The 18,384-nt window shown below is 62.2% G+C and carries 18 protein-coding genes; 8 read left to right on the plus strand and 10 right to left on the minus strand.

From position 1 onward, the window contains the following. From FJ986_RS12475 to FJ986_RS12495, 5 genes are all read right to left on the minus strand, one after another. The gene (locus tag FJ986_RS12475; RefSeq protein ID WP_140499306.1) at nt 1-975 is read right to left on the minus strand and encodes an ABC transporter permease; all 975 of its coding nucleotides are present in this window, start codon (nt 973-975) and stop codon (nt 1-3) included. Continuing rightward, nucleotides 965-2,551: a sugar ABC transporter ATP-binding protein gene (locus FJ986_RS12480; protein ID WP_246681798.1), complete on the minus strand. Its 1,587-nt coding sequence runs from the start codon at nt 2,549-2,551 to the stop codon at nt 965-967. Before FJ986_RS12480 ends, FJ986_RS12475 begins: the two co-directional genes overlap by 11 nt. Continuing rightward, nucleotides 2,548-3,717 (minus strand): Gfo/Idh/MocA family oxidoreductase, encoded by a 1,170-nt coding sequence (locus tag FJ986_RS12485; protein ID WP_140499308.1) that lies wholly within the window; start codon nt 3,715-3,717, stop codon nt 2,548-2,550. Before FJ986_RS12485 ends, FJ986_RS12480 begins: the two co-directional genes overlap by 4 nt. Before the next feature lie 64 nt (nt 3,718-3,781). Then, complete coding sequence (locus FJ986_RS12490) at nt 3,782-4,903, minus strand: substrate-binding domain-containing protein (RefSeq protein ID WP_140499310.1); 1,122 nt, start codon at nt 4,901-4,903, stop codon at nt 3,782-3,784. Between the two features lie 40 nt (nt 4,904-4,943). Beyond that, a complete protein-coding gene (locus FJ986_RS12495) occupies nt 4,944-5,771 on the minus strand; it encodes a sugar phosphate isomerase/epimerase family protein (protein ID WP_140499312.1) in 828 nt (275 codons plus the stop codon). Nucleotides 5,772-6,085: 314 nt separating this feature from the next. Here FJ986_RS12495 and FJ986_RS12500 point away from each other — a divergent pair, with 314 nt between their 5' ends. From FJ986_RS12500 to FJ986_RS12510, 3 genes are read left to right on the plus strand one after another with little or no spacing between them, the layout of a single operon-like run. Next, nucleotides 6,086-7,459: an ROK family protein gene (locus FJ986_RS12500; RefSeq protein ID WP_224519041.1), complete on the plus strand. Its 1,374-nt coding sequence runs from the start codon at nt 6,086-6,088 to the stop codon at nt 7,457-7,459. Nucleotides 7,460-7,505: 46 nt separating this feature from the next. Then, entirely contained in the window at nt 7,506-8,519 is a 1,014-nt protein-coding gene (locus FJ986_RS12505; protein ID WP_140499314.1) for a substrate-binding domain-containing protein, read from the plus strand. Continuing rightward, nucleotides 8,516-8,755 carry a transporter substrate-binding domain-containing protein gene (locus FJ986_RS12510; protein ID WP_181167255.1) on the plus strand — a complete coding sequence of 80 codons (240 nt, stop codon included), beginning with the start codon at nt 8,516-8,518 and terminating at the stop codon, nt 8,753-8,755. Before FJ986_RS12505 ends, FJ986_RS12510 begins: the two co-directional genes overlap by 4 nt. Before the next feature lie 192 nt (nt 8,756-8,947). Here the strand turns inward: FJ986_RS12510 and FJ986_RS12515 are convergent, their stop codons facing one another. Both FJ986_RS12515 and rocF read right to left on the minus strand, forming a co-directional pair. Continuing rightward, nucleotides 8,948-10,015: an ornithine cyclodeaminase gene (locus FJ986_RS12515; protein ID WP_140671128.1), complete on the minus strand. Its 1,068-nt coding sequence runs from the start codon at nt 10,013-10,015 to the stop codon at nt 8,948-8,950. Between the two features lie 3 nt (nt 10,016-10,018). Further along, a complete protein-coding gene (gene rocF, locus FJ986_RS12520) occupies nt 10,019-10,939 on the minus strand; it encodes an arginase (RefSeq protein WP_140674419.1) in 921 nt (306 codons plus the stop codon). A 126-nt stretch (nt 10,940-11,065) separates the two neighbouring features. On the opposite strand from rocF, the gene FJ986_RS12525 reads away from it, so the two are divergent. Beyond that, nucleotides 11,066-11,503, plus strand: coding sequence for an Lrp/AsnC family transcriptional regulator (locus FJ986_RS12525; RefSeq protein WP_140499320.1), 438 nt, complete (start codon nt 11,066-11,068; stop codon nt 11,501-11,503). Between the two features lie 226 nt (nt 11,504-11,729). Here FJ986_RS12525 and FJ986_RS12530 read toward each other — a convergent pair whose 3' ends face one another. From FJ986_RS12530 to FJ986_RS12540, 3 genes are all read right to left on the minus strand, one after another. Then, entirely contained in the window at nt 11,730-13,058 is a 1,329-nt protein-coding gene (locus FJ986_RS12530; protein ID WP_140584262.1) for a cation diffusion facilitator family transporter, read from the minus strand. Nucleotides 13,059-13,068: 10 nt separating this feature from the next. After that, nucleotides 13,069-13,350 carry a metal-sensing transcriptional repressor gene (locus tag FJ986_RS12535; protein WP_140521342.1) on the minus strand — a complete coding sequence of 94 codons (282 nt, stop codon included), beginning with the start codon at nt 13,348-13,350 and terminating at the stop codon, nt 13,069-13,071. A gap of 219 nt (nt 13,351-13,569) precedes the next feature. Beyond that, complete coding sequence (locus FJ986_RS12540; protein ID WP_140499326.1) at nt 13,570-14,640, minus strand: NAD/NADP-dependent octopine/nopaline dehydrogenase family protein; 1,071 nt, start codon at nt 14,638-14,640, stop codon at nt 13,570-13,572. A gap of 242 nt (nt 14,641-14,882) precedes the next feature. On the opposite strand from FJ986_RS12540, the gene FJ986_RS12545 reads away from it, so the two are divergent. From FJ986_RS12545 to FJ986_RS12560, 4 genes are read left to right on the plus strand one after another with little or no spacing between them, the layout of a single operon-like run. Next, nucleotides 14,883-15,854, plus strand: a complete 972-nt coding sequence (locus tag FJ986_RS12545) for a LysR family transcriptional regulator (RefSeq protein WP_140552093.1) — start codon at nt 14,883-14,885, stop codon at nt 15,852-15,854. After that, the gene (locus FJ986_RS12550; RefSeq protein WP_140663504.1) at nt 15,851-17,320 is read left to right on the plus strand and encodes an NAD(P)/FAD-dependent oxidoreductase; all 1,470 of its coding nucleotides are present in this window, start codon (nt 15,851-15,853) and stop codon (nt 17,318-17,320) included. The genes FJ986_RS12545 and FJ986_RS12550 overlap by 4 nt, the downstream gene beginning before the upstream one ends. Continuing rightward, the gene (locus tag FJ986_RS12555; RefSeq protein ID WP_140521339.1) at nt 17,317-17,799 is read left to right on the plus strand and encodes a hypothetical protein; all 483 of its coding nucleotides are present in this window, start codon (nt 17,317-17,319) and stop codon (nt 17,797-17,799) included. The genes FJ986_RS12550 and FJ986_RS12555 overlap by 4 nt, the downstream gene beginning before the upstream one ends. Next, complete coding sequence (locus tag FJ986_RS12560) at nt 17,796-18,359, plus strand: peroxidase-related enzyme (RefSeq protein WP_140517387.1); 564 nt, start codon at nt 17,796-17,798, stop codon at nt 18,357-18,359. The genes FJ986_RS12555 and FJ986_RS12560 overlap by 4 nt, the downstream gene beginning before the upstream one ends. The last annotated feature ends 25 nt before the right edge of the window (nt 18,360-18,384 follow it).

Genomic DNA, 18,384 nt, shown 5'->3' on the forward strand with positions numbered 1-18,384 from the left:
TCATTTCCTCCCCTGGCTGAGTGCAACGGCAAGGATGATGATGGCGCCGCGCGCGATTAGCTGCTGGCTGAACTCCAACCCCATCAGAATCAGGCCGTTATTGATGAGGCCGATCATCAGCGCGCCGACAATTGTCCCGATCACCGTGCCGGAGCCGCCGAACAGGCTGGTGCCGCCAAGCACCGCCGCGGCTATCACCGACAGTTCGTCGCCTTGGCCGAGTTGGAAGCGCCCCGATTGCAGCCGGCCGGCGTAAAGCATTCCGGCCAGCGCCGCCGCCATGGCCGAGATGGTAAGCACGCGGAACTTGACCGACTTGGTGTCGATGCCGGAATAACGCGCCGCGATCTCGCCGCCGCCGGTGGCCAGCACGCGGCGGCCAAAGCTCGTTCGCCTCAAAACGACGTGGCCGACGGCTCCCAGCACCAGCATCCAGATCAGCAGCACCGGCACCGGCCCGACATTGCCGCCGCCGAAGATCCAGGAGTAGCTCTTCGAGATGATCGGCACCGCAGCCGTATCGCTGATCCACATTGCGGTGCCGGTAGCGATGCCCATCATAGCCAACGTGGTAAGGAAGGATGGAATTCCGACCCGCGTCGTCAACAGGCCGTTGAAGGTGCCGACGACGGCGCCTGTGGCGAGCCCCGCCATCACACCGGTGATCGGTCCGCCGGCGTCGATCGCCATCGCCGTCGTCACCGAGGCGAGACCCGCGACGGCACCAACGGACAGGTCGATCTCGCCTGCCGACAGAACATAGGTCATGGCGATCGCCATCACCGCGATCATCGCCGTCTGCCGCACGATGTTGAGCAGGTTGTTGAGGTTGAGGAAGCCCTTGTCGAACAACGTTATCGCGAAAATGATGAAGATGACGACGAAACCGATGTAGATGATGTTCTGCCGCCAGTTGGTGAGCCCAAGCCTCGCTGCCAGCGAGGACTGGGACGCGGCAGCCTGACTAGTGGACATGTATTCCTCCCTGGCTCTTGCTCAGCGCTTTCTGGATGACGATCTGCAGCTTGCGCTCGGCCGCCTGGAGTCGCAGAACCGGATCGTTCTTTGGCGCCGAGGGATCGTCGAGATCGGCGCGGCTGACATCGTCCACGACGCGCCCCTCGGAGACGACGATGATACGGTCGCAGGCCGACAGCATCTCGGACAGCTCCGACGAGATCATGATGATTGCCTTGCCGGCGTTGGCGAGCTGGCGAACCAGCAGGATGATTTCCGACTTCGAACCGATATCGATGCCGGAGGTCGGCTCGTCGAGGACCAGGATCTCCGGATTCCTCGAAAGCCATTTGCCGATGACGACCTTCTGCTGGTTGCCGCCCGAAAGTGTGCGCATCGGGCTGTCGCGCGATGCAGTCTTGATCCGCAGCTGGGCGATCTGGCGATCAGTCAGCTCGCGCATCTTTTTCGTCGACACAAAGGCCTTGCTGCTCAACTGGCCGAGCACGGCGAGCGTCATGTTGGAGGCGACCGAATGCTCCGCGATGACGCCCTGCCGTAGCCGATCCTCCGGCACCAGCGCCACACCGGCCTCGATGGCGTCACTTGGTCTGGCGATCGCCACCGGCTCGCCGGCAATGCGGATCTCGCCTTCGACGATCGGATCTATGCCGGCGATGACGCGCGCGATCGCCGACCGCCCGGAGCCCAGCAGCCCGGCTAGGCCGACCACTTCGCCGCTGTGGACGACGAAGCTGACGTTCTTCGGTTTCTCCACCCCTGAAACACCGTCGAGCTCAAGCAGCGGCGCCCCGACATTCGATTCGCCGCGTACCACGTCGGACAGACCGCGCGAGCGTTTGCCGACAATATGCTCAATCATCGTTTCGATCGGCAGTTCCGACATCGGTGCGGTGATGACGTTGCGGCCATCGCGCAAGATCGTGGCGCGGTCGGCGATGCGGGCTATCTCGTCCATGCGGTGCGAGACATAGATGATGGCGACGCCTTCCGATCTCAGTTTGCGCAGGAAGGCAAACAGCCGCTCGACATCGGATACCGCCAGCGCCGTCGACGGTTCATCCAGGACTAGCACTTTCGCATTCTGCGAGATCGCCTTGACGATCTCCGTCAACTGCCGTTGGCCGGCGCCGAGATTGCCGACCGTCGCTTTCGGATCGACCTCGACCTGCAGCATGTCGAACAGGTCCTTGGCGCGCTTTTCGGCAGTGCGATCGTCGATCAGGCCGAACGCGACCTTGGCTTCGCGGGTCAGGAAAACATTCTGCGCCACGGTCAGCGTGGGGATGAGGCTCATTTCCTGGAAGATCATGGCGATGCCCGCCCGCCTTGAAGCTTCGGGCGAGATTTCGGCGAGTGGCTTGCCATCGACTAGAATGGTACCGGTGTCCGGCACATGAACGCCGCTCAACACTTTCAGGATGGTCGACTTACCGGCACCATTGCCACCGAGCAATGCGTGGATTTCGCCTTTCTCTACCCGCAGGTCGACATCGACCAGCGCCTTGACGCCGCCGAAGGATTTGGTGACGCCTTTCATTTCCACCGCATGAACAGGCGCCGCGATTGTCATGGTCGGACCTTGGTCCACTGGCCGGATTGGCCGGATTCGATCAGCGCGTCGGCCACCCGCTCGGTCTTGTAGCCATCCTCGAAATTGGGCAAGGGCTGCTTGCCCGAAACAATAGCCGAGAAGAAATCGAAACACTCCACGATCTTGGTTTCGGAATAGCCGATGCCGAGCGCCGGGATTGGCCACAGACCCGACCCATAGGGGTGCGCCGGACCGGAATAGACGGACCTGAAGCCGCGTGCATCCGCAGGATCATCGGCAAACATCACCTGCAATTCGTCGCGCCGTTCGTAGTTGAAAGCAATGGAGCCTTTGGTGCCGTGGATCTCGAAAGTGATGAAATTGTTGCGGCCATAGGCGTTGCGGGTCGCCTCCAGCGAACCGATCGCGCCGTCGGCGAATTTCAGCAGCGTCATCACCTCGTCGTCGACGTCGACCTCAGCCCGCTCGGTATCGGTATTCCTCTCTGCCGCGCCGAGCCTGTCGAGATTGCCGCGTTGGATCGGTCGCGTTTTGTTGTAGGTGCGCACCAACGCGCTGACCTCGGCGATCTCGCCGACCAGATAACGGGCAAGGTCGACGACATGGGTGCCGATGTCGCCGATCGAGCCGGACCCGGCGATCTTCTTCTGAAAGCGCCAGGACAGAGGCGAATCCGGATCGGCCGACCAGTCCTGCAGATAGGTGCCGCGGAAGTTGAGAATCTTACCGATGCGGCCTTCCTCTATGTACTGGCGGGCAAGCGCCACTGCCGGCGTGCGACGATAGTTGAAGGCAACCATGTGGATGACGCCGGCTTTGTTCACCGCGTCGAGCATGGTCTTTGCCTCGTCGCCGCCGCGCGCCAGCGGCTTTTCGCAGATGATGTGCTTGCCGGCTTCAGCGGCCGCGATCGCGATCGCGGCATGGCTGTCGTTCGGGGTGACGATGTCAATGACGTCGATGTCGGATCGCGTCACCACCGAACGCCAGTCAGCGGATGATTCCTCGAATCCGTAGCGACGGCGGCCTTCGTCGGCCAGTGTCTCGGTGATGTCGACCACCACCTTGCGCACGGGGATGGCGGGGGCGGGCCAGAAGAACATCGGCATCGTCGCATAAGCGAGCGCATGGGCTTTACCCATAAAGCCGCCGCCGATCATCGCCACGTTGAGCGTCTTGGTCATGATGGTCTCCTGTCGAATTGAGAAGAGGTGCGGCCGGCTGGGAGTGCGCCGGCCGCAGGGCGCGCTACATGCTGCCCTTGATCTTGTCGGTCGCCTCGGCGTGATAGACGGCTTTCCAACCCTCGAGCAGCGTGTCCTTGGTGACGGGCAGCGCCGGCAAGGCGACGAAGGCCGGAGCCTCCTTGCCGAGCAGACCGTAGCCTGCGAGCAGGGCTTCGGTGACGCCCTGGTCAAACGGACGCTGGGCGCCCAGGCCCTTCACGAAGCCCCCGCCCGCCATATTGATTGCGACGTTCTCGCCGAGGTCGCAGGTGGTGATGACAAGGTCGTCGCGACCAGCGGTGCGGGCCGCCGAGATGACGCCTTCGGCCGGCACGTCCCACACCGCCCAGATGCCGTTGATGGCAGGGTTGGAAGTGAGGATGGCCGATGCCGCCTTTTCGGCGTCGCCGGTGAAGTCCGGGCCGCCAATGCCTTGTTCGGCGACAATCTTGATATCGGGGTAGTTGTCGGCGATCGTCTTCTTGAAGCCATCATAACGCTGTTTGGTGACAAAGAAGTCGGCGGCGTGGAAGACCAGACCAATGTCGCCCTTGCCCCCCAGCGCCTTGGCCATCAGATGCGCTGCGGCGACGCCGTTGCCATAATTGTCGGCCGAGACTACGGAGACGTAATCCTTGCCCGCGACGAAGCCGGCCGGCACGTTGTCCATGAACACCAGCTTCACGCCCTTATCGGCAACTGCCCTGTACGCGGACGCCGTCGCCGACGGGTCGGTGGGGATCGAAACGATGATCTTGGGATTCTGGGCCATCACAGTTTCGAGGTCGGCGACCTGCTTTTCCGGCTTGAATCCGGCATCGGTCGTGGCGATCACCTCGATGCCCATCTTGCCAAACTGGTCTTTGAGGCCGGCGATCTGCGCGCGTGACCAGTCATTGCCGCCATAGTGCATGACGATCGCCGCCGTCGCCTTCATGTCCTTGATCTTGGCCAGTTCCTCCTGCGTCAGATTGACGGACGCCGCCGACGCTGGAGCTTCGCCGTTCGGCCCCTTGGAGAGCACTGTCTTCTGCAGTTCGGCGAGTGCTGAATCGGGGTCGGCGAAAGCGGGAGCTGCGGTATAGAGGCTGGCGGCCAGCAATGCCGCCGTGAACGTCCCGGCTATTGTGTTGAAACGTGTCATTTGGGTCTCCTCCCTGATGACAGGCTTGGTACCTGTCGGTTCAACTCTGCTTCAAAGCGCTCTTCAGATATTTCATGCTGAGTTCCGCCCCTTGCTTGGGGTCTGGCCAGGCATCCAGCTCGGTTGCGATCCAGCCGGAAAATCCGGTGTCCTCGAGCGCCTGGATGATCGGCTCCATATCAAGGTCGCCGCGGTCGAGCGGCGTGAAGGCGAAGGGATCGCGCTGCCAGCCCTTCAAATGCACATAGCTGATGCGCTTGCTGAATTCGCGAATCTGCGCGGCCGGATCACCGCCAGCGGCTGCCAGATGCGCGGTGTCCGGACAGAAATCGATCGCGGTATGTTTGAAAATCTCGCGAACTTCGTCGGGACCTTCGACGATGGTCGACAGATGCGGGTGATAGTGCGCGCGCAAGCCCGCCTTGGCTGCGATGTCGATGACCTTGTCGAGCGCCGCGCCGAGGCGCTTGAAATCATCTGGCTGCCGGCCTTTGGCTCGCTTGGCGCCACCGCCGACGACCAGATGCTCGCCGCCGAGTTCGGCCACGGCAGCCGCTCCGCGTTCGATCCGCGCCAACTCCTCGCCAAGGATATCGTCGAAGATAAAGTTGGCACCGGAGTAGCCGGCCACGAGCACGACGCCGGACTGGTCCAAGGCAGCGCGCAGCGCGCCATTGCGTCCTTGATAGTCGAGGAGATTGCCGTCGAAGAGTTCTGTTCCGGTATATCCGGCCGATCCAATGTCGCGGATCGCCTGCTCCATGTCACCGAAGGTGCGATAGGTAAGCTGGGTGATCGAAGTGACGCCGACGGCGTTGCCACCGAGCGCACCCCAGCAATTGGCGTGATAGGCCAGTTTCACCGGCATCTCGTATCCTCCCTGCCTGTAGCCGATGCATCACCGCGCGCAGCGCGGGGCCGGCATCTTTGGCTGGAGAAGAATTCGGACAACGGACGTGCGACATCCTTCGCCTTCGCGAGGGCTGTCGACGTTAGGAGCCCTCCTCCGAGCCTGGCTGATACTTATGCCCGCCTTTCGCCGCTCGTCAATCATTAAAATGCAAAAGTCGGCATACTTTTGTTTGTAAAATACATAAGTTCCTGCTTGATCCGTAAATGAGGCCACGGTACCCATGGCTAACGGCGTGATGACCCTGAGCCGGCAGCGATAGAGATCGGGAGATGAGCCTCGGCAAGACTATGGACGAGCGCAGCGCCACAGACCCCGTACAGTCGGACCAACCGCGCCGCGCCGCCGGCCGGCCGCGTGCCAGCGAATCCGCGCATGGCAGCCTGGCCACGCTGCTCAACCTTATACGGACCGAGGCGGCAACGACCCGCCAGGAGCTAGAGAACCAGTCGGAACTGGGGCGCGCCGTCGTCACGGATCGTCTCGCCACGCTGCTTCGGCTAGGGCTGATAGAAGAAGGCGAACTCGGCCCGGCGATCGGCGGACGCGCACCACGCCATGTCCGCTTCCGGCCGCGCATTGGCATGATCCTGGCCGCCGTGCTCGATCATTCCTCGCTGGCAGTCGGTGTATCAGACCTGTCCGGCCGCCTGCTGGCCGAACATCACGAAGCGGTGGAACTGGCCGCAGGTCCCGAGCCGGTGGTCCAGCGGCTAGCAACGCTGTTTGCCTGGATGCTGGAAGAGCATGGCAGTGAGGCCAGCATCTGGGGCATCGGGCTGGCGGTGCCCGGAGCCGTTGAGAAATGCGATGATCAGCGGCTGTTCGCGCCGGCGCTGAATGCGTTCCAGAACTGGGATGGATTCCCTTTCGTCGAGCAGTTGGCCACGCTTGTCGGCGCGCCGGTATGGGTGCGAAGCGGCGTCCAGACGATGACGATGGGCGAACTGAAGTCCGGCAGCGGCCTCGCCGACATGATCTTCGTCAAGCTCGGCCGCTCGATCAGCGCCGGCGTGGTTTCGGAGGGAGCGTTGCACCGTGGCGCGCAGGGCGCTGCCGGCATGATCGGTCATACTTTCATCGAGGGCAGAAATCTCGAAGCTGTTGCCGGCAGCGAAGCGCTCGGACGCGAGGCCCGCCAGGCGGCCGAGAGCGGGAGCAGCCCCTATCTGGCCGAGATGCTTGCGCGCGCCGGCGAAGTGACGGTCACCGACGCTGGCCACGGCGCCCAATTGGGCGATCCGTTCTGTATCGACCTTCTCGGGCGTTGCGGCCGTGCGGTCGGCGAGGTACTGGCGCCATTGGCCAATCTGCTGAACCCGTCATTGATCGTACTCGGCGGCAGCGTGGCCCAGACCGGGGACATACTGTTGGCAGCCGTACGCGAGGCGGTCTATCGCCAGTCGCATCCGATCGTCACCCGCGACCTGCGCATCGTCCGTTCGCAGATGGGCGGCTCGGCCGGACTGGTCGGCGCCGCCCAAGTCGTTGCGGAAGCACTGTTCGATGCGAAATTTCTGCAGGGGTGGATTACGCTCGGTTCACCGCGTGAGCATCCGGAATTCAAGGATTTTCTCGCGCGGGCCGCACTCGGAACCAGCGCTCGCCCGGCAAAGCCACGGCCACCGGGAGGAGCGCTTGCATAGCATCGCCAAGTCGGCCGGGCCGCGTGAACCTGGGGAGGGTTGAGGAATGGCGATCACCGGCCTTGGGCCGCATGGCGAACGGGCGGTTCCAGCCGACCAGGTCGGGTTGTCGAATGCCGACGCCGATCTCGCCCGCAACCGGCGCTTCTCGGTCGCCATCGTTCTCCACACCACCAAGAGCGACTGGGCTAAGGAGGAATTGGCCGGGATCGTCACCACGCTTGGCCGCTACGGAGCGGCGGTGGTCGAGGTCGTCGACTGCGGCTTCGACATCGAGCGGCAAATTTCGGAACTGAAACGGCTGGCCGGCGAAGCCGTGGATGCGGTGGTCTCCATTCCAATCGGCAGCAACCGTGCCGCCGACGCGCATCGTGCAATATCGGCGGCCGGAAAGAAGCTGTTGCTGCTCGACAATGCCCCAACCGGCATGCTGCCCGGCAAGGATTACGTCAGCGTTGTTTCCAGCGACAATTTCGGTCTCGGTCAGATCGGCGCAGAACTCCTGGCGCCACATATACCACAGGGCGGAAAGGTCGGCGTTCTGGCCTATGGCATCGATTTCTTCGCGACGCATGAGCGCGAGATTGCTTTCCGAAAATGGATGGCTGCTCGACGTCCCGACCTGACGCTGGTTCGCGGCAAGTTTGCCGACGTGTCGCAAGCGAGAGCCGCGACCGCCGACTTGCTGCAGGCCAATCCGGAGCTCGCCGGACTGTTTGCCGTCTGGGACGTGCCGGCAATCGCTGCCGTCGCGGCGATCCGCGATGCGGGCAAGGCTATTCCGGTGACGACAGTCGACCTCGGCAACGACGTCGCCACGGACCTCGTTGGTGGAGGCCTGATCAAGGGCATCGCCGCGCAACTGCCTCACGATCAGGGCGTTGCTACGGGCATTGCCACAATTCTCGGCCTGCTCGAACGCCAGCCGCCGGCCTGGATCGCGCTTCCCGGGCTCAGTGTCACGGCCAGCAATGTAGTAGAAGCCTATCAAGTCGTCTGGCGCACACCAGCGCCCGCCGCCTTGCTAATGGCGCGCAAGCCACGAAACAGCCTGCCTTGACCGACAATGTCGTCTTCGCGAGGGACCGCGCGGCAAAGAGCAACGGCACGCTGATCACAAGCGGTCCGCGTCTCGTCGGCGCCATCATGGCGTCAAATGTTTGCCTGGGCATCCGCAAGCAGGAGCCCGAGCTTCAGGCGATCCTCAACAAGGCGCTCGGCGAGATGGCCGCGGACGGTACGCTCGCGCAGATGTCGAAGAAGTGGTTTGAAGTGGGCTTGAGCCCGAAGAGCTAAAACAATTCCAGGAAAAGTGTAGAGCGGTCTCCCGGAAAAGCGTGTAGCGCTTTCCCTGGAGAATTGCATAAAAGTGATAGAGCGCTTCGTCATTTCCATCGAACGATGAACCGCTTTAGGATATCGAGCCGCGCGCCGCTCGGCGCCGCAGCTATTGCGAGGCGGACATTCGGCCGCAGGTTCTGCGAAAACTCAGCTGGATACGGCCGTGATCTGGGCGGCCTTGTCGGCGCGCAGCAGCATGCCGAAGAGGTCGCGTGGCTCATCCGGGTCCGCCAGCAGATCGAGCTCCTCGTAGAGGCCGGTGCGCTGAAGCTGGTCGCGGACGTAGCGCAGCGCGGAAAAGTCCTCGATCGCAAAGCCGACGGAATCGAACAAGGTGATCTGGCTGGCATCCCGGCGGCCGGCGGCCTTGCCGGTCATCACTTGCCACAACTCCGTCACGGGATGGTCCGGCTCGAGTTGCTGGACTTCACCCTCGATGCGCGACTGCGGCGGGTATTCGACGAATATGTCGGAGCGCAGCAGAATATCGCGATGCAATTCCGTCTTGCCGGGGCAATCGCCGCCGACGGCATTTATGTGCACGCCCGATCCGACCATGTTATCCGTCAGGATGGTCGCGGAGCGTTTGTCGGCGGTGACCGTCGTGATGATGTGAGCCCCTTCCACCGCCTCCTGCGCCGAAGCGCAGATCGCGATGTCGAAATCGAACCCCGCAAGGTTTTTCGCGCACTTCAAGGATGCCGACCGATCGATGTCATAGAGGCGAAGCCTGTCGATGCCGAGCAGGGCCTTGAAGGCGATGGCCTGGAATTCCGACTGGGCGCCATTGCCGATGATTGCCATGCAGTCCGCCGCATTGGGAGCAAGGTATTTGGCCGCGACGGCCGACGTCGCCGCCGTGCGCAACGCGGTCAGGATGGTCATTTCCGAAAGCAGCATCGGATAGCCATTGCCGACATCGGCCATCACGCCGAACGCCGTCACGGTCTGGCGCCCGTCGCGCGTGTTTTTTGGATGACCGTTGACATACTTGAAGCCGTAGAGCTGTCCGTCGCTCGTAGGCATCAGTTCGATGACGCCGTCGATGCTGTGCGAAGCGATGCGCGGGGTCTTGTCGAACAATTCCCAGCGTCGGAAATCCTCTTCGATATAGGCAGCGAGATCGATGAGAAAGCGATCGATGCCGACGGCAAGAACCAGCTTCATCATGTGATCGACGCTGACGAAGGGCACGATGTTCAGATGGGGGGTCACAGTTCAATAACTCCGTGTGGGACGGTCCATGATCCGCCGGCCCATCAGGCTCGCGGTCAGGTCCACGAGAAGGGTTGCGGTGCGGTTGCGTTCGTCGAGTGCGGGATTGAGCTCGACCAGGTCGAGGCTGGTGACGAGACGGCTGTCGTGCAACATCTCCATCACCAGATGAGCCTCGCGGAAGGTGGCGCCGCCCGGCACGGTGGTGCCGACGGCAGGCGCGATCGTAGGGTCGAGAAAATCGACATCGAGGCTGACATGCAGCATGCCGTTTTCGGCACTGACCCGCTCGAGAAAGGCGCGAAGCAGCGGGGCCATGCCGTATTCGTCAACCATCCGCATGTCGTGCACGGTGACGCCCGCCTTGCGTAGCGCTTCGCGCTCCGCCGGATCGACGCTGCGGATGCCCAGTGTGCAGATACGGGCCGGATCCACGCAAGCCGCCAGGCTGGGGAAGTAGCCTTCGAAGCCGGGTTGCCCGCTGGCATAAGCCAGCGGCACGCCATGCAAATTCCCGCTGGTCGTGGTGTCGAGCGTGTGAAAATCAGGATGTGCGTCGAGCCACAGCACGAACAGCGGGCGGCCGGCTTCCGCCGCCCGGCGGGCGATACCGGCCAGCGTGCCGGCGGAAATGCTGTGGTCGCCACCAAGGAAGATCGGCATGGCGCCGGCGCTGGCTGCATAGGCCGCCTCGGTAATCGCCGCCGTCCATGCGACGATTTCCGGCAGCGCCTTCAAGGCGGCATTGCCGTGGCTGATCGGGCGCAGATCGGCAGAGGCGACGGTGCCAAGGTCGGCCAGCGTATGCCCGAGTTCAGTGAGCGCTGCCGCCAGGCCTGCGGTACGCAGCGCACTAGGCCCCATCTCGCAACCCATCCGGCCCGAGCCGACCTGGATCGGTGCCCCGACGATCGTACAATGCATCCGTATTTCCCCGCGCGTTTTCTAGGCCTCATTGGAGCGCGGATAACTGGCAGGATGAACATATCAAATTGGCAAATTTGTCGAAATGGGCTATCAAAATGGAATGATTTGATTGCATTCTGAGCCATGGATCAGCTTGACGAACAGCTCATCACGCTTTTGCGGCATGACGCGCGGCGCAGCATCTCGGACCTTGCCATGGATGTCAGCGTCTCGCGGGCAACGGTCAGGTCTCGCATAGAGCGCCTTGAAAAAGCCGGTGCGATCATCGGTTATACCGTCATCCTGCGAGCCGATGCCGTCGACCAGCGTGTACGCGGCATCATGATGGTGGAAATCGAAGGGCATGCCGCCGATCGTGTGATCCGCGCTCTTGGCGGCTTCTCGGAGGTTTCGACGATCCATACCACCAACGGCCGCTGGGACCTGGTGATAGAGCTGGGGACACAGACACTGACCGAATTCGACGCCGTGCTGCGGCGCATCCGCCTGATCCCCGGCATCACCGGCAGCGAGACCAGCCTGTTGTTGGCGACACCCCGGAGCACCAAGGCGCGGCTTTGATCGCTGTCTGCGAATAGCCTAGCTGGCCAAACCGGCAGTGCTGCTCCTGCACCGTTGTGCGGCGCAACCCTAAATGAGCTCGGACTTGGCCAACCTGTGGCAACCTCCAGCGGGGGCGGACCTTGCTGAGAAGAACAGAGCTGCGTGAGCGGCGAGATCTGTCATCGACCCGCGTCACGCGACACCGATTGAGCGAACGCGTCAAGTCGCGCAAGTCTGCCCCGTCCTAGTGTTGGTGGCCTTCCGGCTCAACCATCTTGAACGGCAGGACCTGTTGCTTGCCCTTAGAGGTCAGGATCAGCCTCGCCTCGAACTCGTGCGGCTCGGCGGGGGCGACGCTGCTTTCACGGCGGTGGTGATTGCCGGCGACAGGCCCGAGCGAAAGCGTCTCGGGACCTTCGGACCGGTCGATGATCACGGTCGCCCCCAGATCGTCGGCATGGCTGTCGATGGTGAGACGCAAGCGCTCGCCAGCGGGCGTATCGACGATTTCGAGCGTTCCCGTTGCCAGGTCGCTGACGACCTTGAAAGGCTCCGGCGCATGATCGGCGTGGGCCGAACCGCCCGCCACGGATCCGCCTTCGCCTTCCAGACGGATGTTCGCCTCCGAGAGCGCCGGCAGGTGGTCGAACAGCTCCCCTCTCAAAGCCTCCGCGATGCCGACCACATCCTTTGCGCTCGCTGTCTCGGCCACCTTGATGGCGATATCCGCATGCAGCCTGTGGCCGATCCAGCGCGCCCGCACCTGGGCGACCCGTTGGATGCCCCTCACATGTTCAGCCGCATGATGGATTTCCTCGACGATGCCCGGCTCGACGCCATCCAGCATGCGTGTCAGCACCGCCTTTGAGGACTGCCAGACGATGGCGAGGATAGCCACAGTGATCAAAAGGCCGATGATCGGGTCCGCGAGCGGGAAGCCTAGCCAGACGCCGGCCGCGCCAAGCACCACCGCAAGGCTGGTGAAGCCATCGGTGCGGGCGTGATAGCCGTCGGCGATCAGGGCCGCGCTGTTTATCTCGCGGCCGACGCGGATGCGGAATACCGCGACAGCCTCATTGCCCAGGAAACCGACGAGGCCGGCGGCGGCAACCCAGCCGAGGAAGCTGATGGCTTGGGGATGGATCAACCTGTCGATCGCCTCATAGCCGGCGACGATGGCACTGAAGAGGATAATCAGGACGATGATGATGCCGGCCAGGTCCTCGACCCGGCCAAGGCCGTAGGTGAAGGTCTTGCTGGGCTTGCGCCGCGCCAGCATGAAGGCGATCCACAGCGGGATGGCGGTGACCGCGTCGCCGACATTGTGGATGGTGTCGGCAAGCAGCGCCACGCTGCCCGAGAGGAATACGATGACCAGTTGCAGCACCGCTGTGAGGGCTAGCAGCACGAACGACCATTTGATCGCCCAGATGCCGCGTGTGGTCGTCGCGATTGTGGGATCGACCACGCCATGCGTGTGGCCGTGTCCGCCCTCGCCATGGTCATGGCCATGCCCGCCGAAGCCTTGAGCTGCCGGGCCGAAGCCGAACCAGCCGCGAATGCCGTCCATCATGGAGCGTGTCTCACAAGTATTTGGTGATGTCCTTGAATTCATCGATCGAGCGGCGCTGCTCACGCGGCAGCGGCCCCACGACATCTTCCAGGCAGTTGTTTAGGTGATCCTGGATGAGCGTCTTCTTGGCCTGGGAAACAGCCCTTTCGACGGCATGAAGCTGCTGGGCAATGTCAAGGCAAGGCCGGCCTGCTTCGATCATCTCAATAACGCCCCTCAGATGACCGTCGGCCCGCTTCAGCCGTTTGACGATGTCGGGATGGGTCTCGTGAATGTGGGGACGCTCTTTCATTCTGAAGTGCTATCCCCCCGGAGGGGATATTGTCAATTCAGGATGCTCGATTCCCCGCGGCGTCCCGAACGCTACTTTCGAGGGTTGCATGGCTGGTTCTGGCGATCGCGGCGCCAGCGACATCGCCCTGACGCTGCGCACCACTGTTAAAATGCACCGACGCGATGACGTAGCGCGGCGCCCCTAAATGTGATCATGCCGTATCGGCTGCGGGCGCACTCAAAACCCCGTGCGGCAAAGGTTTTCAAGATCCGCCTTTGCTATTCCCTCGAGGCCGAGCGCGGGAAGAATATCGTTATCCCCCTTGAGATCGCGACCGTAAGCCGCCGATAATATCGAAACTCCAGACTCGTGGAGCGTCGCCGGTTTCTCGGTGATCTTACCCAACAATACGGTCGGCAGCAGTCCAAACGGAACATCCTCGAGAATGTAGCGGCTTTCGATTGTTGTCGGACCAAAGCCGCCACGGCCTTGACGATCCATCTCCTGGTTCATCTCCGAAACGGTTCCCTTCGGAACATGAAACGACAATGAAAAATGCTCCTGGACGGTGCGAACCGCGATACCAAAATGGGCCGCGATGGCTAGCCGTTCGGCATCCAGAGCCTCGATAAGGCGGCCAGCGGCAGGGGTGACGTTTCCCCCCTGGCTCCATTGCTCGGCTTTTTCCATGCGTGTCAGGTTGAGGAGGGCAATTCCCAAGTGGTTTTGCGGATTGAGGTTGCTGAGCGCGATCGCAAGCATGCCGTCGCGCTTGACAAAACGATCACCAAATAGGCTCGTGCAAAATCCGTATCCTTCATCCTGAGCTTTGAAAGGCAGCGTCGCGACATCAAGCTTCTGGCGAATGGTGGTGACATGGACCTCGGTTGGCCCGAGTTGCCGCCCGGTCAACAGTGTTGTGCCCCACAGGACGATCGGCAAGCTGACCTTGCGCTCCGCCAACCGCCTGGAGAGATACAGTGCCCCGAACGAACAATGCGAACTGATGATGACCGGGATTCCATCGATCAGATGGGGGGCGGCAGCATCCATCACCATCCTGTGGCCGTAAGCCGGAAGTGCAATCACCACCACGTCCGCGTTGGCGATGGCATCCTTGCAATCCTTGGCGATGCGCACCGGTACCGTCGCCGCGATGTCCCCCGTCGCTTTCAACAATTCGCCGGTAGCCAACCCCTTGGTGCGCTGCCCCGACGGTGACCAAAGCATTGGCGAATGCCCCGATCCTGCCAAATAGGCGGCAAGGCCATAAGCAATTGCTCCGGCGCCCAGAATACTCACGCGCATAATATTCCTCCTGTCGCAGGCTTTGTGGTTCGAGAATCCTTGCCGCCGTCACCTGAATTCTTTTCTTCAGGAGGCTTCGCAAGCTGGAGCCGCGTCTGACGTCCCTGTCCGCCTCCGACCCGGATTCTGGCGCTGAGGCCGGCATATGCACAAAGCCCGTAACGAACATTCGTTTCCGCTTGACATATATCAAAAACGAATGAGACGATGTCAATCATACGGATTACGCATGTAGGAGAAACATGGAAACCCGGGACCTTCAGACCTTCCTTGCGGTTGCTGCCAGCGGCAGTATCACCAGGGCGGCTGACATGCTCGGGCGTTCCCAGCCTGCGGTGACGCGCACCATTCAGGAGCTCGAGGCCGAACTTGGCTTCGAATTGCTGCATCGGATCGGTCGACGGGTGCAGTTGTCTGAAGAAGGAGTCGCGTTCGAGGAGGAAGCACGACGCCTGCTGATGTCCTTCACCGAACTCGCAGCGCGGGCCAAGATGATCGCCGCCGGCAGAGGGCGAATCCTGCAGATCGTCACCACCTCCGCGATCGGCACCGGCTTGATCCCTACGGCCTTGGCTGAACTCCAAGGTGCCGAGCTTCCGCACGAGACGCATCTCGGGCAGTTCCTTCCCTCGACCGTCGCTCAGGAAGTGCGCAGCGGACGTGCCGAGGTCGGGTTTTCAAGCCTGCCGCTCGATACGCCCGGTCTGGATGTCCTGCGGCTCTATTCGGCGCCTGATGTTGCTGCCGTGCGGGAGGATGATCCGCTGGCCGAACTAGATGTCATACCGCTTTCCGCTTTTGCCGGCCGCCGCGTCGCCACGTTGCTCAACCCGCTGCGTTTCCAGTTGCATGTCTCCAAGGCGTTGGCGGCCAGGGGCATCGACACCGGGCCAGTAATCCGCACGAATACCGCCTATGGCGCGTTGCAGATCGTACGCCGGACTGGTGTTGCGGCTGTCATCGATCCCCTCACCGCCTATGGCGTGGGCTTGCCTGGGGTCGTCATCCGCCCGATCGACGTAACCGTCCTCTTTTATTGGGGTGTTGTGGCTGCCGAAAAACGCCCCCTTCGTCCAGTCGCGCAGGCGTTGGTGGATGCGGTCGAGGCGGTGGCTGAACGGTCGATCGTTGGCTTCAAGAAACTCGATCCGACCCTGGCCGGCCAATTGGTGACCGATCCTGCCTCCGGCACAAATCACGGAACGGGAATATGAAGCACACGCCCAGTTCGCTCCCCCCGAGAGGTCTAGCCGCGCTTGAAGCACAACTTGCTCAGGACCTCGATTTTCTCGAACTGCCTGCCAAGCCATGGGTTCCCGCACGTTCGCGCGATGGCGTGCCGGTCCGTGACGTCGTTGTGATCGGCGCCGGCATGTGCGGACTTGCTGCCACCGCAAAGCTGGTGCTGACGGGGATAACCAATGTCGTCGCCTATGACGCGGCTCCGGCCGGCTTCGAAGGGCCATGGATAACGTTTGCCCGCATGCAAACGCTCCGGTCGCCGAAAACGCTGCACGGTCCGTCGCTCGGTCTGCCGCAACTGACATTCCGCGCCTGGTTCACGGCACAATGGGGCGTCGAGGCATGGCGGTCGCTGGACAAAATCCCCAAAGGCCAGTGGATGGACTACCTGGTCTGGTACCGGAACGTGCTTGGTCTGCCAGTACGCAACAGCGTGCGCATGACAGGCGTTGCAGCCGTTGGCGATCTGATTGCGATCGATGTCGAGGGCGCGGAAACCGGCCGGGTTCTCACCCGTCGTCTCGTTCTAGCCACCGGTCGGTCCGGTCTCGGCGGTTTTGCCGTGCCCGATTTCCTCAGGGGCATCGATCGCTCCTATTGGGCCCATTCTGCCGACGACATCGATTTTGATGCACTGAAGGGCAAGCGTGTTGCGGTTATCGGCGCCGGCGCCTCTTCGATGGACAATGCCGCGACGGCGCTCGAGGCGGGCGCCGGTTCAGTCGACATGTTGATCCGGCGCAAGGAAATGCCGCGGATCAACAAGCTGACCGGGATCGGCAGCCAAGGTGTCATCCTCGGCATGTATCATTTGCCCGATTCCTGGAAGTGGAGATTCTTCGACTACACCGCCTCGACCCAGACGCCGCCGCCGCGTTCATCGACGCTTCGCGTGTCTCGTCATGCGAATGCCCGCTTCTTTCTCGACTGTGGTGTGGTCGCGGTGAAGGAAGATGCCGGAGGCCTTCTGGTCGGAACCACGCAAGGGCCGATGCGCTACGATTTCATGATCGCTGCGACCGGCTTTTCAAATGACTTCAGTGGTCGCCCGGAATTCGCCGCCTTCGCCCCACACATCCGCACCTGGTCGGATGGTCGATATACGCCGGACATGGGGCCGCCGCGCGCAGGCATGTTGGAGGCACCGGATCTCGGCCCCGCCTTCGAATTTCGCGAGCGCGTCCCCGGTTCCTGCCCGATGCTGGCGCATGTCCACTGCTTCAACGACGCCGCCATGCTGACCCATGGCAAGGTCTCCGGCGATATCCCGGCCGTCAGCGCCGGTGCCGACCGTCTGGTCCGCGGCATTGCCGCGTCGCTGTTCGCCGAAGATGTCGAAACCCACTTCGCCAATCTGATCGCCTACGACACCCCGGAACTTCTGGGCGACGAATGGGTCGATTCAACACCCTTGTTGCATAAGGAAGCCGCACTGTGATCGACGCAATGGACAAGGCTGCGGGTCTTTCACCGGACGATGCCCTTTTCGCTGCACGGCGGTTTCGGCCCGAATTCGTGCGAGGGGCTGAGGAATGTCGCCTCTCCGTCCTGCAGCCGGCAAACGATCAGGGGCTGGCACCGAATTTGCGGGTCGCTCTGGCCCGTCGCATGGCAGCTCTGAACGCCGATCCCGTCCTGATGGCCGAATATGATGTACAACTGGCTCAGCTTGGTCCCACGGAGCAGCTTCTGTCCTTGGCCCGGGGGGAAACGGATTTGAATGAACCTCTGGCGACCATCGCCCGACATGTTGACCTGATCACCCTGACGCCGAAAAAGGCGGAGGCGAGCCACATTGCCCTGCTCGCCCAAGCCGGATTGAACGATCCCCAGATCGTTGCGCTCTCCGAATTGATTGCCTTCATCAACTTCCAGACCCGGGTCGCGACCGGCTTGCGATTGATGAGGCGGGCATGATTTCCTCGGTGCGCCTGAAGCCGCTGAATTGGCATCCCTATATCGCACCGGTCGAGCTATCGGAGGCAACGCCGGAACAGCTCGAAGCAATGAAGGTTACGCCGTCGGCCAAGAAAGTTTCGGAATATGTGCGCACCCTTGTGCATGATCCCGAGAGCTATCTTGCCCGCACGGTGTTGTTCAACGCGATCATGTACGTCGAGGGCGGGCTTGCCCGTCCCGACCGCGAGCTTGGCGCACTGGGTGCCTCGATCGTCAATGGCTGCAAATTCTGTGCCGTCGTTCACGCCCGCCGGCATGCAGAGCTGACCAAGAGCGATGAAGTGGTCACGGCGCTGTATCTCGACAAACCTGAAAAGCTTGGGTCGCGCGATGCGGCAATCTACAACTTTGCCCGCCGCCTGTCGGCGGCGCCGTCGGAAGCGACGGCAGACGACGTCGCCTCGCTGCGATCAGTCGGCATGAATGATGCCGAGATCATCGACCTCGTCCACGCCATAGCGATCTTCGGCTGGGCAAACCGGCTGATGCACGTCCTGGGCCATGCGGAGAGCGGGTGATGACGTTGCATCCGGTCAAGCCAGT

This window comes from Mesorhizobium sp. B1-1-1 (assembly GCF_006442955.1).
Classification (GTDB): Bacteria; Pseudomonadota; Alphaproteobacteria; order Rhizobiales; family Rhizobiaceae; genus Mesorhizobium.

Bases quoted from the DNA above. Each gene is read 5' to 3' on its own strand.
- FJ986_RS12475 (WP_140499306.1), bottom strand. From the start codon at position 975: ATGTCCACTAGTCAGGCTGCCGCGTCCCAGTCCTCGCTGGCAGCGAGG.
- FJ986_RS12480 (WP_246681798.1), bottom strand. From the start codon at position 2,551: ATGACAATCGCGGCGCCTGTTCATGCGGTGGAAATGAAAGGCGTCACC.
- FJ986_RS12485 (WP_140499308.1), bottom strand. From the start codon at position 3,717: ATGACCAAGACGCTCAACGTGGCGATGATCGGCGGCGGCTTTATGGGT.
- FJ986_RS12490 (WP_140499310.1), bottom strand. From the start codon at position 4,903: ATGACACGTTTCAACACAATAGCCGGGACGTTCACGGCGGCATTGCTG.
- FJ986_RS12495 (WP_140499312.1), bottom strand. From the start codon at position 5,771: ATGCCGGTGAAACTGGCCTATCACGCCAATTGCTGGGGTGCGCTCGGT.
- FJ986_RS12500 (WP_224519041.1), top strand. From the start codon at position 6,086: ATGAGCCTCGGCAAGACTATGGACGAGCGCAGCGCCACAGACCCCGTA.
- FJ986_RS12505 (WP_140499314.1), top strand. From the start codon at position 7,506: ATGGCGATCACCGGCCTTGGGCCGCATGGCGAACGGGCGGTTCCAGCC.
- rocF (WP_140674419.1), bottom strand. From the start codon at position 10,939: ATGCATTGTACGATCGTCGGGGCACCGATCCAGGTCGGCTCGGGCCGG.
- FJ986_RS12525 (WP_140499320.1), top strand. From the start codon at position 11,066: ATGGATCAGCTTGACGAACAGCTCATCACGCTTTTGCGGCATGACGCG.
- FJ986_RS12530 (WP_140584262.1), bottom strand. From the start codon at position 13,058: ATGATGGACGGCATTCGCGGCTGGTTCGGCTTCGGCCCGGCAGCTCAA.
- FJ986_RS12535 (WP_140521342.1), bottom strand. From the start codon at position 13,350: ATGAAAGAGCGTCCCCACATTCACGAGACCCATCCCGACATCGTCAAA.
- FJ986_RS12540 (WP_140499326.1), bottom strand. From the start codon at position 14,640: ATGCGCGTGAGTATTCTGGGCGCCGGAGCAATTGCTTATGGCCTTGCC.
- FJ986_RS12545 (WP_140552093.1), top strand. From the start codon at position 14,883: ATGGAAACCCGGGACCTTCAGACCTTCCTTGCGGTTGCTGCCAGCGGC.
- FJ986_RS12550 (WP_140663504.1), top strand. From the start codon at position 15,851: ATGAAGCACACGCCCAGTTCGCTCCCCCCGAGAGGTCTAGCCGCGCTT.
- FJ986_RS12560 (WP_140517387.1), top strand. From the start codon at position 17,796: ATGATTTCCTCGGTGCGCCTGAAGCCGCTGAATTGGCATCCCTATATC.